The organism is Acinetobacter sp. ANC 5378 (assembly GCF_013004315.1).
Taxonomy (GTDB): domain Bacteria; phylum Pseudomonadota; class Gammaproteobacteria; order Pseudomonadales; family Moraxellaceae; genus Acinetobacter.
Genome location: NZ_JABERK010000091.1, coordinates 1 through 14829 on the forward strand (window position 1 = coordinate 1; position 14829 = coordinate 14829).

At 37.4% G+C, this 14829-nt stretch carries 14 protein-coding genes and 3 pseudogenes; 6 read left to right on the forward strand and 11 right to left on the reverse strand.

The window, feature by feature from the left end; translation table 11 throughout:
- Positions 1–236: 236 nt before the first annotated feature.
- From HLH16_RS15075 to HLH16_RS15105, 8 genes and pseudogenes are all read right to left on the reverse strand, one after another.
- Positions 237–897, reverse strand: a pseudogene (locus tag HLH16_RS15075) (OmpA family protein).
- Positions 898–982: 85 nt separating this feature from the next.
- Positions 983–1240, reverse strand: a pseudogene (locus tag HLH16_RS15080) (type VI secretion system-associated protein TagF); the annotation flags it as partial.
- A 92-nt stretch (positions 1241–1332) separates the two neighbouring features.
- Entirely contained in the window at positions 1333–2097 is a 765-nt protein-coding gene (locus HLH16_RS15085; protein ID WP_171529926.1) for an alpha/beta fold hydrolase, read from the reverse strand.
- 289 nt (positions 2098–2386) lie between these two features.
- Positions 2387–3179: pseudogene (locus tag HLH16_RS15815) on the reverse strand (MBL fold metallo-hydrolase).
- A gap of 14 nt (positions 3180–3193) precedes the next feature.
- On the reverse strand, positions 3194–3391 hold the full coding sequence (locus HLH16_RS15090) for a hypothetical protein (protein WP_171529927.1): 198 nt from the start codon (positions 3389–3391) through the stop codon (positions 3194–3196).
- Between the two features lie 106 nt (positions 3392–3497).
- Entirely contained in the window at positions 3498–4229 is a 732-nt protein-coding gene (locus tag HLH16_RS15095) for an ATPase (protein WP_502707655.1), read from the reverse strand.
- Between the two features lie 25 nt (positions 4230–4254).
- The gene (locus HLH16_RS15100) at positions 4255–4512 is read right to left on the reverse strand and encodes a hypothetical protein (RefSeq protein WP_171529929.1); all 258 of its coding nucleotides are present in this window, start codon (positions 4510–4512) and stop codon (positions 4255–4257) included.
- A gap of 310 nt (positions 4513–4822) precedes the next feature.
- The gene (locus HLH16_RS15105) at positions 4823–5173 is read right to left on the reverse strand and encodes an immunity protein Imm33 domain-containing protein (RefSeq protein ID WP_171529930.1); all 351 of its coding nucleotides are present in this window, start codon (positions 5171–5173) and stop codon (positions 4823–4825) included.
- Between the two features lie 125 nt (positions 5174–5298).
- On the opposite strand from HLH16_RS15105, the gene HLH16_RS15110 reads away from it, so the two are divergent.
- On the forward strand, positions 5299–5907 hold the full coding sequence (locus HLH16_RS15110; protein WP_171529931.1) for a LexA family protein: 609 nt from the start codon (positions 5299–5301) through the stop codon (positions 5905–5907).
- Between the two features lie 149 nt (positions 5908–6056).
- On the opposite strand, the gene HLH16_RS15115 is transcribed toward HLH16_RS15110, so the two are convergent.
- The gene (locus HLH16_RS15115) at positions 6057–6212 is read right to left on the reverse strand and encodes a hypothetical protein (protein ID WP_171529932.1); all 156 of its coding nucleotides are present in this window, start codon (positions 6210–6212) and stop codon (positions 6057–6059) included.
- Positions 6213–6531: 319 nt separating this feature from the next.
- Between HLH16_RS15115 and HLH16_RS15120 the strand changes: the two genes are divergently transcribed.
- From HLH16_RS15120 to accC, 4 genes are all read left to right on the forward strand, one after another.
- Entirely contained in the window at positions 6532–7848 is a 1317-nt protein-coding gene (locus HLH16_RS15120) for a Y-family DNA polymerase (protein WP_171529933.1), read from the forward strand.
- A 245-nt stretch (positions 7849–8093) separates the two neighbouring features.
- Positions 8094–8549, forward strand: a complete 456-nt coding sequence (gene aroQ, locus HLH16_RS15125) for a type II 3-dehydroquinate dehydratase (RefSeq protein ID WP_067724286.1) — start codon at positions 8094–8096, stop codon at positions 8547–8549.
- A gap of 16 nt (positions 8550–8565) precedes the next feature.
- Positions 8566–8979: an acetyl-CoA carboxylase biotin carboxyl carrier protein gene (locus HLH16_RS15130; protein WP_131292152.1), complete on the forward strand. Its 414-nt coding sequence runs from the start codon at positions 8566–8568 to the stop codon at positions 8977–8979.
- Between the two features lie 17 nt (positions 8980–8996).
- Positions 8997–10364, forward strand: a complete 1368-nt coding sequence (gene accC, locus HLH16_RS15135; RefSeq protein ID WP_171529934.1) for an acetyl-CoA carboxylase biotin carboxylase subunit — start codon at positions 8997–8999, stop codon at positions 10362–10364.
- A 79-nt stretch (positions 10365–10443) separates the two neighbouring features.
- On the opposite strand, the gene HLH16_RS15140 is transcribed toward accC, so the two are convergent.
- Entirely contained in the window at positions 10444–10926 is a 483-nt protein-coding gene (locus HLH16_RS15140; RefSeq protein ID WP_171529935.1) for a hypothetical protein, read from the reverse strand.
- Between the two features lie 475 nt (positions 10927–11401).
- Between HLH16_RS15140 and HLH16_RS15145 the strand changes: the two genes are divergently transcribed.
- On the forward strand, positions 11402–12892 hold the full coding sequence (locus HLH16_RS15145) for an amidase (protein ID WP_171529936.1): 1491 nt from the start codon (positions 11402–11404) through the stop codon (positions 12890–12892).
- 30 nt (positions 12893–12922) lie between these two features.
- Here HLH16_RS15145 and HLH16_RS15150 read toward each other — a convergent pair whose 3' ends face one another.
- Positions 12923–14080 (reverse strand): MFS transporter, encoded by a 1158-nt coding sequence (locus tag HLH16_RS15150; RefSeq protein WP_171529937.1) that lies wholly within the window; start codon positions 14078–14080, stop codon positions 12923–12925.
- Between the last annotated feature and the right edge of the window lie 749 nt (positions 14081–14829).

The following is a 14829-nucleotide window of genomic DNA, read 5'->3' on the forward strand; positions in this document are numbered from 1 at the left end:
AATCTTTTTCAGATTCAATCAATAATTGAACCGCTCTTTCTCTGATTTCAGGAGTATATTTTGGTTTTGTCATTGGGACATTCTCTCAAGAAAGTTGGTCTCCGACAAACCCGGTACGGTTCATTGGTTATTAGGTAGGACATTTCTACTTGGGAATAACAATAAGCTATTTATAAAAAGCTACAGTTATAGTTATGTGGCTTTTTATAAATAGCTTATAGAACCTCGAATTCGATTCAACGGTTTTTCTTTCGACCTTCGGACTGTTGTGTTATCTGCAATAGGCTTGTTTGAACCTAGACCTTCAACACTTAAACTATTTGTTGGAATATTTTTTCCAATTAAATAATTTTTTACAGCAACTGCACGTTCATGGCTTAAAGCTAAATTTTTAGCTGGATCACCTGAACTATCCGTATGACCAATAATTTTTACTTTCTTCCCAGCAACCTTGTTTAATGCAACGGCCATTTCATCCAAAATTTTGATGCCCGATTCGGCCAATATCGCACTTCCAGATTCAAACTCAATAATTCGGTTTTTTAACGCCTCATCAATAATTCTCTGTTCTGCCTGATTTACTGTTAATTGCACATTTAAACGATATGGTGCTTGAACCAAACTTTGAAAATTTTCTGTGGTTGGCTGGATATCATTTTGATTTGATATTTTTCCAGCTAATTCAACCTGTCTACCACGTGCAGACAATTTTCCTTGTTTAATTTTTTTTAACTCTGGCGTAATGACTTTAATAACTGAATCACTCCAGCCATTTGGTGCAGATATAGCACGAACCTGAATTTTATCAACCACTTGATCTACACCGTAAACAGCATACATTTTATTCAAAATCGCTTGTTTACTCGCTTCATTGGGTACAGCACCTTCAACTACAATCGGTTCTGCATAAGTAAGACTGGGACACTAGATATAAAAAAAGCGATATAAAAAATACTTTTAATTATTTGTTTTTTCATGATTTTTATTCATTAATAAATGTTTGTTTAAATAATTTCATACCTTGACTTAAGCTGAATTGGCGCTCACTTAAAGATTGTTCTAAAGTTGCTAAACCGGCATTTTGTTCTAAATAAGGATCAATCCAGTTTGCTTTTATCAATGAAACCCAATGTTCTGAATCCATTTTTTGATTAAAAATTTCACTTAATGCAATAATATCAGCACCTTGTAATCCAACCAATAATACAGGTGAATCACGGTGTAAGATTCCAATGAATACACCTCTGAAGGTCAACTGCTAGCCAATAATATAAATTAATTGATTATAGTAGCAGCTAAATTTAATTCAGCTGCTACTTTTGATATTTGAAACTAGTGTAGGTATTTATTCATTTCATCAATGACTTGTTGGGTTTTCTCTGCATGTAACCAATGACCAGCATCTTCTATCACTATAATTCTGGCATGGGGAAATTGCTGCTGGATCGCAGCAAAATGTTCATCTTTACTTATATATGCAGATTTACCGCCACGAATAAACAATGCTTCTTTTTGCCAAGGCTGAATCACATCCCAATCGATAATATCCGGATAATGGTTGAATAAGGCTTCAACATTAAATAGCCATTGCCCCTTGTTAAAGGATTTCATTAAAAATTGAATGACCATTTCTTCACGCAAATATTCACGCATGATCTGCATCGCTTGTTGTCGACTTTCAATCTGCGCATTTTGTACCGCAAATAAGGCTTTAAAAATTTGATCGTGATGACTTTCTTGATATGCAAAGGGCGCCATATCCAGAACGACCAATTGTTCCAAACGCTCCCCTGCGCTATTCGCCAATTGCATGGCAATTTTTCCACCCATCGAATGACCAATTACAGAGAATTTTTGGATATTCAAATCATCCAGTGTTTCCAGAATATCTTGTGCCATCACAGCATAATTCATTTCGAGTGAATGCGCTGAATGTCCATGATTACGGACATCAATTTGAATCACTGAATGTGACTCATAATATGCGCGTGCCAGCATACCCAAATTACTTAAACTGCCAAAAAGACCATGAATAAATACCAGCGGTGTTTTTTCTGTAGGATTTTCATTAAGGTACATTTGATGATTGAGAATCATGAATTTCTTTCATTACTTTTTTAGATGAAGATATGTTTATTGATAATGGATATTTAATCAATTGCCATTTTAAAAAAATGTATTTTTTGCTTAGGCTATTTTAAGGTTATAAAAAAGATTCCTCCTCGACAAGATCATTCACTTTAGATAATTTTTAAAACCAAGAAATACATGCGGTTAAATTCAAAATAATACATTTAAAAACATATATTTATACTTTTAATCTTACAGGATTGATCCTTGGTTATATATTTAGGCCTTTCCTGTTGTCTTGCTATTATAAAATTGGCTATTTGAAATAATTTAAGGGCAATTTTAGATAGTAAATGCCATTTGTTTCAGCTTCTGGAAATATCCCGCCTCTCATATTGATCTGGATTGCAGTTAAAATCAGTTTAGGCATAGACAAAGTGGCATCACGGCGGTTTCGTATCTCAATGAATTCGGCTTTTGATGTACTCTCATAAGGTGAATATTGGTATTTTTTTGCTCGGCAATACTGCTTTCACAGCAATATTCCTGACGCTCTTTGAGTAAATAATCATGACAGAAGAAAACCTGGATATTTTCATCTAAGTGATAAAGCTTTTTGAATGAAGCAACTAAATCAGCAGCACTGCCCTAGTCCAGGATAAATAAGATGCCCCCCCGACATACCGCATCACCAATCACATAGCTTAGACAAGCAGATGTATGCTCTGGCGTTGGGATATTATAGGCTGCCAATTCACCAATTTTAAAATTTCGCCATCTTTCAAATAAATGATCAAATAATTTATATGCATCTAAGCACTTGATATATAAGTTATAAATTAAACAAAATGTTTCCTGCACAATGCTAATCTTATTGCTTATTGCGATTTTGCCACCTTATTTTTCTTTTAAATACTGCAATACTGTGAGATGGTCTGCATGGACATGGGTTTCTAAAACCTAATTCTAAGCTTAGGCTATTTTGATAAGTATACTCAATAATTAAATCTGCTTGTGTAGTCGTGGCTGACGGCGCCATAATCCAAAACACTATCGATATCCGTCTTACACGGTGTAGTAATATAAAGTATGGTTAAATCTTGTTTAATTTATTGTAGACCTTTTAGAAATCCAGACTGATCCCAACGTCTCCTAATGCATCAATTAAATCACTGCCTACTTCTGCTGCCAAATCAAATATATCTAATCCTGAAGTCACATTTGTATTGTTATTCTTGTCTTGTTGCTCTTGCTCAATCTCTGGTACATCAAGATCTACATCTTTTGTTTCTATTTTTTCAGAAGGTCGAATATTTTCCATTTTTATCTAAGCCTTTGTTATTGATTTCATAGCTATTATTCAGTTTTATAAACCACATTTTATAATATACAAAATGTTATTTTTTAGAGATGATCTTTAAAGATTTTTATTCTTCTGTGAAATCCTTAAGGACTTTTTCTGCAAACCACCATGGCAATTGCTGAACATCAGGATTCATTTTTAAAGTTTCTGCAGATTGAATTTCTGCAATAAACGCTGCCTTTTCACCATTGGAAGAGTTGTCAAACAAATAGGTTCGATCACTAGCATCTACAGCCTGCATGAGTAAGTCCATACTACGGTAATAGTGTTCAACAATCTTTTGTTCCGGTACAGGATGTCCACCCACACTGACCCGATATTTAACTCGGGCAATATTAATCATCGGATCAACAGTCGACACATAGTACAAATAGGTTTTAAAACCCTGTCGTTTGGCTTCTTGTAGAAATTCCACTTTAGAAATATGCGACATCACCGTTTCAAAAGTAAAACTGATCTTTAAGCGTAAAAATTCCAGACGAATATAATCAATAATACGTGCACAGAGATAGGAATCAATTTCCGAAGTATCAAACAGAATGTTCCCACCATCTAATAAAATAGGCTCAGTTGTGAGTAAAGGAATCAACTGTCCAGCATTCGGACGTTTTTTCTGTTTTAGGAAATCAATTAAAGCTTGTGCTTTTAAATCAGGATGATAAGCCATCAAATCTAGTTGATAGCTATCCTTAAGGTTTTGTTCTAATTCATCGGCATTTAAATAAGCCCCAATATGATGGGGCAATAAATATTCTTTGACTGTACTCTTTCCAGATCCATTGGGACCGGCAAACATCCTTATTCTTGGTTGAGGCATTCAGTTATACAGCTGCCTCTTGTTTTCTCTTGCGTTTTAAAACTTTAGGAAGATGATCAACGCTCACATAAGCCTGAGATAAGTCATGAATCACGGTTTCTTGTCCATTGACTTCGCGTTGTACCAGTTGCTGTTCTTTTGCGTAAACGACCGTCGCTACCGAACATGCTTTATCAAAGGCATGACGGAATGCATGTATAGCAAGTTTAGGAATCATATCATCCTCATATTTGCCTGCTTTCATGATGGTATAAGCTGTCATGGAACAACTCCCGTTACACAAGGTATATTTCTATCTCATATTAACATAGTACAAATAATTGTCTATTTATACACCAACATAGAAATGTAACGCTTGAGTAGATGGATTCAAAATTTAATCACGTTGTTTCCGTCAAAGCGATTAAGGGACTTATTAGAATCGCTTTAATCATTCCAGAAGTGTTTATTAAAGTCTTAATCCATATTTTAAACATTGTGACTTTCAGATCCAGATACTTAAAAAATAAAAGCCACTTATGCAGTGGCTCATATCATCAATGAGAACAGCTTACTTTTATTTAAACTTAAGGTTAGTCTTCTTTCCATACATCTTCATAATCTTCACGATCAATCATAAAGCGGAAACCTTCAGCCAAAGCTAGGTACGGAAGTACTTCAGGCAAAATATCCTGTAACTCTCGAACAGTCATGGTTTGAAAAAAATCTTGACCCTCACCCAGTTCTCCACCATAGATAAACCAAGCAACATTTTCTTCTGTTTCAGGCTTTTTACGAATCCCGACAATCGGTTCTTGATTTAATGTCTCTACAGCAACTGCAACAATATCATCACCACTCACTTTGATATAAGCAGAATCAAATTCCTCACACAATAGCTTTTGTTCTGCGATTAATTCTTCTAAGGGAGATTTCTGGTTCATGGCTTATACCTTGGTAAATTGAGCGGAATAGTGCATTTTATCCTAGATCATAAATATGTAGGCAATCTTTTTATTTTCAGTGTTTTTTGCTAAGCTTGAAAAAGTTACAAATTCAAGAAACAATAATGAAACTTAAAGATCAAAAGATAATAGAACATAGTCACGGCGGCAGACGTAAAAATGCAGGGCGAAAAACCCACTATCAAGAAAAAACGGTGGTTATGCGTGTACCAGAGTCTAAAGTGCTGGAAATTAAAGCATGGCTACAGCCAAAACCTGAAGATGATCGCATGAAGAACATTGAACTGCATCCAATTCAAATTCGAACACAATTAGATATTCCCTATCCCCTTGAATCGGTCGCCGCAGGTTTTCCGTCTCCTGCTCAAGATTACACAGAAGACTTTATCGACTTAAATGAATATTTGATTTATAACCCACTCAGTACATTTGTATTGCGGGTGAATTCTTTGTCGATGAAAAATGCAGGTATAGATATAGACGACCAGATTCTAATTGATCGCAGCTTAAATGCGGAACACGGCGATATCGTTTTAGCTTTAATCAATAATGAGTTCACCGTGAAACGACTGATGAAAGAAAAACAAAACAATGCTCCAGCTAAGATCTGGTTAAAAGCAGAAAATCCAGAATATCCGGATATTTATTTACATAGTGAAGATCAATTAATTATTTGGGGAGTAGTGACCTGTATTTTAAAAAAATTACGCTAATAAAATTATATAAGTGCAATAAAAACCGGTCTTTTTCTTTATCAATTAAGGACTCTAGTAAAATAGTCAGTGTTTCATTGCCGCAAAGCAGCAAACATTTACAGATAGACAAAAGCCCCAAGATGATCTTGGGGCTTTTTGTTTAAACCTTAGCGTTGCTGAGGATTTTTTTGCTGCTGTTGATTAGGTTGTTGCTGTTGTTGCTTACCACTTTGTTGCTGTTGTTGCTGTTTGTCACTTTGTGGGTTGTGTTGCTGTTGTTGACGTTGATTTTCGTTTTGTTGATTCGGTTGTTGATTAGCCATTTTCATATCCATCCTTTAATTGTTAGGGATATGCCGTACTAATTACGACTCTTACTAATCTAAAGGATATTTCCGTTTCACCAACCCCCAAACTGTATCGACTTAATTCATTGTAATATTCAAAATATTAATCTATTGATTTGTAGTAAGTAACCCTTGCCTGGTTTTACGCTATTAACCGGAATTACACTGAAGCTTACACGAGGTTAAACCTCCTCATCTGATGCCCTATTGATTATTCACAATTTTTTAATTTGAGTTTTTTTAAACATCGCTTTATTCTCAACTTGATAACGTTACAAAATCAAGATTAAAAATAATGAAACAACAACTGTTTGCTTTAATAGATATTAATAACTGCTATGTGAGCTGTGAACGTGTATTTAATCCGCAGCTGAATGGAAAACCTGTGGTTGTACTTTCCAACAACGATGGTTGTGTGGTTTCCCGCAGTAATGAAGCCAAGGCTTTAAACATTGGCATGGCGATTCCATGGTACGAAATTGAGAAAGAGGCTTTGCAGGCGGGTGTAAAAGTATTTTCAAGTAATTATGCTTTATATGGAGATATGTCACGGCGCTTCTTTTTAATCCTGGAGCAATACTTCCATATAGATGATCTGGAACCTTATTCAATAGATGAATGCTTTATCCGGTTAACGCCTTATGCGAAAAATCTGGATATTGAACAATATTGCCGTGATTTGATTCGAACCATTGATCAATGGATTGGCCTACCCTGTTGTATTGGAGTTGGCGCGACCAAAACCCAAGCAAAACTGGCGAATCATTTTGCGAAAAAAAGAACCGGTTTTAAGTCACTGTGCTTTTTACCTAATTTAGATTTATGCAGTTATGAGAGCTTGCTTCAAGAAACACCTGTAGCAGATGTTTGGGGTATTGGTCGCAAAATCAGCAAACAACTTCAAGATTATGAAATTTATAATAGCTATGACTTAACTTTTGCCAATGAACCTCATCTGGCCAAGCAGTTCTCGGTGGTCATTGCACGCACCATTCGTGAGCTAAAAGGTCAATCCTGTATTGCCCTGGATGACCCTGCAATCCCTTCAAAAAGAATCCTGTCCTCCCGCAGCTTTGCTTCAGCTTTAAGCGAAAAGTCCATCATAAAACAAGCTGTTACTTTCCATGTAAACCGTGCCTATAAACGCTTAACCGCACAACAGCAACTTTGTGCGTGTATGCATGTTGCGCTGTATGAAAAAATACCCAACCCACCCTATAAAAAGAGCACTTCCCATGCATTAGGTCTGGAATATGCAACTGATGATTTACTCACTTTAAATCACGCAGCCTTAAAGCAAATAGATGTTTTATTTAAAGAAAATAAAAAGTATATCAAAGTTGAAGTTATGCTTACTGCACTGCATTCCAAACAACAGCATATTCATGACTTATGGCAGCCATTAGAACTGATTCAACAGCGTGATAATTTGATGCAAACCTTATTAGAAATGAAGCAACGCTACGGCGCCGATTGCATACAAGTCGGTTACCATTCCGCCAGTCAAGCATGGCAAATGAAACAACATCACCGGTCTCCACGTTACACGACCTGTTGGCAAGAACTTCTGACCATTCATGATTCAGCAATGGCTGTTACAGAAAATAAATGAAATAAATGAGCTGTTTTGGTCAATTCAGTTTACAATGTAAAAAATAGTAATAATTATAAAAAATGTCATTTTTTAACATTGCCAATTCCTTGCAAAGTTTCCATTATATAGCTCAGTTTTGACACATAGCTTCCGCATTGATTCAAACAGTTCATAATAAGAATGTGGAAATATATGCCATAATACGCAAACTTTGCTGACATCTTGCAAGGTAAAATTGCAAACTTATAATTGGAGCAAGCTGAATGAGCTCGACCATTTTGGTTATTCATGGACCGAATCTAAATTTGTTAGGAAAGCGAGAACCTGAAGTTTACGGGTATCTCACCCTAGAAGATATTAACAAGAAGCTCATCGCTCAAGCTCAAAATTCATCTCTTTCGTTAGACACTTTCCAAAGTAACTGGGAAGGTGCAATTGTAGACCGAATTCATCAAGCCCAGCAAGAAGGCGTACAGTTCATCATTATTAATCCTGCAGCATTGACACATACTTCTGTTGCAGTACGCGATGCCCTTCTTGGTGTCGCAATCCCTTTTATTGAGGTTCATTTGTCGAATGTGCATGCTCGTGAAGCATTTAGACATCATTCATATTTATCCGATAAAGCCGTTGGCGTAATTTGCGGTTTAGGTGCTCAAGGCTATGCCGCAGCACTGGATTATGCCATCGAAAAAATTCAACTTTCTACGCAATCATAATTAGGAATACTGTCTCATGGATATCCGTAAAATCAAGAAACTCATCGACCTGATGATTGAATCTGACTTACAAGCGATAGAAGTTAAAGAGGGTGATCAATCCATCGCCTTAACTCGTCGCAATCCAGTGGTTGCAGCAGGTGTTCCAACCATGCCTACTGCTGTAGCAGCACCTGTTGCAAAAACGCCACGTGGCGCTGTAGAAACTTCACCAATGGTTGGTGTGTTCTATGCTGCACAAAGCCCTGGCGAAGCACCATTTGTTAAAGTGGGTCAAACCATCTCTGCAGGCGACACTTTAGGCATCATTGAAGCCATGAAAATCATGAACCCGATTGAAGCAACTCAAAGCGGTGTGGTTGAAGAAATTCTGGTTAAAAATGGTGAAGTCATTCAGTTTGGTCAACCACTTTTCCGCTATCGCGCGTAAAACCACGGGGATTTATAATGTTGCAAAAGGTGTTAATTGCAAACCGTGGTGAAATTGCTTTACGCATCACCCGCGCTTGCAAAACTTTAGGAATTAAAACGGTTGGTATTTATTCCGATGCCGATAAAGACCTCATGCACCTTCGCTTTGTGGATGAAGCAGTGTGTATTGGTCCGGGTGCAAGTAGTGAAAGCTATTTGAATATTCCAGCCATTATTACTGCTGCTGAAATCACTGGTGCAGATGCCATCCATCCGGGTTATGGCTTCTTGTCTGAAAATGCCGAATTTGCGGAAATTGTCGAAAATTCCGGTTTTATCTTCATTGGCCCACGTCCAGAACATATTCGCTTAATGGGGAACAAAGTTTCTGCCATTATTGCAATGAAAAAAGCTGGTGTACCAACCGTTCCAGGTTGTGACCATGCTGTAACCATTCACAATGCCCTTGCTGAAGCAAAAGAAATTGGCTTTCCGCTGATTGTTAAAGCGGCATCAGGTGGTGGTGGTCGTGGTATGCGTATTGTTGAACGCGTCGATACCTTGCTTGAATCCGTTCAGGCTGCCCAGCGTGATGCAGAAATGTGGTTCGGTGATGATACCGTCTATATGGAACGTTTCCTGCAAAAACCTCGCCATGTTGAAGTGCAGGTTTTGGCAGATGGTAATGGTCATGCAATTCACTTGTACGATCGCGACTGTTCTTTACAACGTCGCCATCAAAAAGTATTAGAAGAAGCACCTGCTCCAGGCTTACCGGAACAGGCACGCGCTGATATTTTAGAAGCATGTGTCAATGCGTGTAAACTTATGCAATACCGTGGTGCTGGTACATTCGAGTTCTTGTTTGAAGATGATGAATTCTTCTTCATTGAAATGAATACCCGTGTTCAGGTTGAGCATCCAGTAACAGAAATGGTGACTGGTATCGACATTATTGAACAGCAACTGCTGATTGCGGGCGGTCTGGGTCTTAACATTGAACAAGCTGATGTTGAATGTCATGGTCATGCGATGGAATGCCGTATTAATGCGGAAGATCCAAGCAACTTCCTGCCATCTCCTGGGAAAATTGAGCATTATTATGCTCCAGGTGGTGCGGGTATTCGCTTAGATTCGCATATCTATCAAGGCTATAGCATTCCACCTTACTATGACTCAATGATTGCAAAACTCATTGCACATGGTAAAGATCGTAAAACTTGTATTGCGCGTATGAAACAAGCATTAGAAGAAATGATCTTAACTGGAGTTAAGACCAATATTCCTTTACATAGGGATTTAATTCTGGAAGATGAGAATTTCTGCGATCAAGCTATGGATATTCATTATCTTGAAAAGCATTTGCTGCAAAAATTAGAAGGTCAGCAAAAAGAAGCTTCTTAATGCGGACTTCTTAAATAAAAAAACCGCTCATTAAGAGCGGTTTTTTTATATCTGAATTTTATAACTTGATTTTTAGCGATTAAGGTAAAACACGGCGTAATGTCGCAAAACATTGTTCTGCTTTTTCATTACTACAAAAGTTAATGGTCGATGGATTTTTCCACTGCACAAAATACTGGGAAATCTCGCCTGTTTGATCTTCTTGAAGACCCGAGCAATCTTTTTCATTATTGTCATACTTTACCTGCAAAACCAGTGCAGGTAACAAAGTACGTTCCTCCTGGGATTGCTGATAGTCATAAATACCTGATGACCACTCTTGCCCACTTTTTATAATGACATTGTTATTACTTTTAAAATTATAATATTCAATACATTTTTTATTATTGGCAACTTGCATTCCCCATAAACCCACAATTTCGGGACGAGTTATGACACGAATAGTATTTGAACTTTCTGTTTCAGTTGCGTCAGCTTCTGTTGCCACAACTGCTTTATTGTCATTTGCCATCGTTACGGATGAGCATAATATAAGTAAAATTGTTAGATATGCGTTTTTCATACAGAAGTTCAAGGCTAAAATTCTCTCTCTATAACTTAGCATATTTTTATGAAAAACCAGTATTTATCACCATATTACAACAATATATTCACTCATTTTTATCTGAAAAACAGCAAGATGGTGACTTGAGAATATTAAATTATTGATTATAAATTTGAATAACAATGATCTACTTCATATGACCTCTAACCACATCCTATATTTTTACTCATGATCAAAATATTGCTATTTTATTTTTTGGATAGAAAATTAAATTTTTAACGCTTAGGCTATATTATTCTACCCTTTGTAAACACGGATTGGCTCATCTAAATACCCTTCTATACAACAACAAGCCAACGTTTTTCTAATTATCAAAGTTGATCAAACACTTTATCAATCAAAAACTTCGGGATAAATCGGGCCAGTATTGCTTCTTGATATAAAATCCATTACAACAACTAAAGTTCATATCAAAAACAAAACAAGGATCTTAATGAATCTTTCTGAATATCTACAATATGATGGGTTAGGATTGGCCGAATTGGTTGCAAACAAAGAAGTTTCATCTTCCGAATTACTGAATTTAGCATTGGAACGTGCAACCCATACCAATCCAAAATTAAATGCCATTATTATTCCAATGCATGACCATGCACAGAAACGTACTCAGCAAGAATTAACTGGTCCTTTTGCCGGTGTGCCTTTTTTAGTGAAAGACTTATTTCAAGAATATGCTGGCTACCCTACTTCATATGGCTGTAAAGGCTTAAAACGCATCAATCATATTTCTGAACATAATTCTGAAATTGTCAATCGTTGGGAAAATGCAGGTATTGTTACCTTTGGGCGTACCAACACCCCAGAATTCGGCATTAAAGGAATTACCGAGCCTGATGCCTGGGGAACCTGTCACAACCCTTGGAATTTAAAACACAATAGTGGCGGATCTTCAGGTGGTTCCGCATCTGCTGTTGCCGCAGGGATTGTTCCGATTGCCGGGGCTGGAGATGGCGGTGGTTCTATTCGTATTCCAGCATCGTACTGTGGCTTATTTGGATTAAAACCGAGCCGTGGACGTACCCCTTGGGGTCCACAAATGAGTGAAGCTATGCATGGAGCCGCTATCCAACACATACTCGCAAAAACGGTACGCGATAGTGCAGCAATGCTGGATGCGACCCACGGCGCTGAACATAGCTCATTGTTTAAAATTGAACATCCTCAAAGCAGCTATTTAGATGCCATGCAACATCCGCCTAAAAAATTAAAAATCGCTTTTAGTACCCATTCACCTATTGGCACCCATGTTTCTAAAGATGCGATTGCTGCAGTTCACCATACAGCGAAATTATTGGAGTCATTAGGTCATACTGTGGTGGAAGATACGCCACCAATTAACGGCATGGCTTTAGCCAAAGATTTTATAACCACCTGGTTCAGTCAGTTTTCTTATATCCTTGACCAAATTAAACAACAACATCAGGCAAAAGATAGTGATTTTGAACTGGATTCACTGGCACTTGCTGCCTTCGGTGGGCAAACCACGGCAATCGAGTATATTCACAACCTGAATAACTGGGGCATTTATGCTACGAAAATGAATCATTTTTTTGATCGCTATGACTTATATTTAACCCCTGCAACCGCCACTGTCGCACCTAAAAATGGTGAAATCAAGATCCCCAACTGGCAAAAACCGATTTTGAAAAGCCTATTAAAACTTCGAAAAGCCCATTTACTGGCTCAAGGAAAATTAGTCGATCAAATTGTCAAAGAAAATCTAAAATGGGTTCCCTTTACCCAGTTGGCCAATATTACCGGTCTTCCTGCAATGTCTGTTCCGCTCTACTGGAATCAAGATAACCTGCCTTTAGGTTCACAGTTTATTGCACCTTTTGCCCGTGAAGACTTGTTACTTCAACTAGCAGCTCAACTTGAACAAGCCCAGCCTTGGTTTAATCGGTATAGTGATATCCAATTGTAAAATAGGCACATAATATTCGGGCTTTTACTTTTAGGCTTGTTGGATCTGTTTCGGTAGCCATCGCACAAACAGCAAGCCCACTAAAGTTGAAAGCCCTGCAATAATAAAAACCATCTCGCCAGAGATCAGTTGCCAATATCTCCCTGCCAAGATACTACCTATAGCTACACCCAAACCCCACATGGTGCTATACATCGCTTGCCCACGACCTTGTTGCCCCATTGAAAAATTCTGAAAAATAATGCGCATGGCAATCATATGAAACAAGCCAAAACTAAAAGCATGAATGGTTTGTGCTAAAAACTGCGCAATAAATGAATTGGGTAATAGACCAACCACAATCCATCTTGCTCCGGTCAGAACCAGACACAGGCTAACCAGACTACGCCAAGAAAATCGAGTTAAGAACATATTGGCAAAAGCGAACATGATAATTTCAGCAATCACGCCAACCGACCATAAAAAGCCGATTTCAGTAGTACTAAAACCCACTTGATGCAAGTAGTTACTATAGAAACTATAAAATGGTGCATGGGAAAACAACAACACAAATTCAATGGCAAAAAATGCAGCCACGACCGGTCGTTTTAATATCGGTAACAGTGGTTCTAATTGCTGCTGTGCGTGCGGTGCTGCAGTCGGTTCTTTAATGCTAAAGGACCAAATAAAAGCCAGAAACGCAATACACAGCAACATGGCCGGTAACATTGAAATTGGAACAGCTTCCAATAAAGCGCCGATGCCAAAAACACCGACAATAAAGCCGATCGAACCCCACTTTCTCACTTTGCCATACAATTGAGTTCGTTTTTCACCTAACCAGAATAAAGTCACCCCTTCAAATTGCGCTAAAATTGCATTTTGAAAAAAACTAAAAATAAGCATGAGTAAAGCGACAGATTGGAAAGTATTTGGAATCAGGAAAATCATGAACCAAATACAAGCCTCCATCCAGGTTGCAATACGCACCAACAGCATTCTTTTGCCAGATTTATCGGCAATCCATCCCCAAATAAACGGTGCAAAAAACCGTGTCACAATCGCGATGGAAGATAAAAGCCCGATTTCTTGATAATTAAAGCCCTGATCTTCAAGATAAAGGCTCCAAAAAGGCATGAAAGTTCCGACTATTGAATAGTAGAAAAAGTAGAATCCTGCCAGTTTATGTTGGATGGGTAATGAGAGCATAGATATATAAACAGATGTATTTTCAATAAGTTAAAAATAAAGAGTGATATTGAGTTATAGCTAAAAGACTGATGAGTAGTGCAACTTTGTAGAATTTTTTTCAAAATTCAATTATTTCAAAATTTGTATACTGCCTAAAAATCTCTCTTTTTCAGTAATCTATGATACATCCTGAGCATGAATTATGCCTGCTAAGTTTCTCTTACTTGATTTAAAATTGTAAAGATAACTGGTTAGTTTTAGGAGGATAAACTTATGCCTACAGGTAATAAATTAGCTTATACAGAAAAACAGATTAGAAATATTATTTTCATTAACAAGCCACTTTTACGCTCAATTACATCACAGTAGCTTTGATTCAAGCCACCACATCTAATCCTAATACAAGTTCAGGTCTCTCATGATGAAGCAGTTCGTCTAGTGGATTAAGCTCAATCCTGACTTTATCAATAATCATCATCTTATATAGTGCTTAAAACCTGAACAACTTACGCACTGAAATTTTGCAAGCTCATCTGCATAGAACGGTAAATCTTTTAGCTCGTATAGCTTACACCTCTAGCTGGAATATAAAAATAAAAACCCCGCCAATATCTAATATTTAGCAGGGTTTATGGACTGTCATACATTAGACCTCTTGCGAAAGTAAAAACCACCTCAATCTAAGTTTCATGAGATATCAGAACTTAAACCGTTTTTCAGATTCTGAATTTAAACGCTTGGTTGGCGTACCTCGACCAGTTTTTACC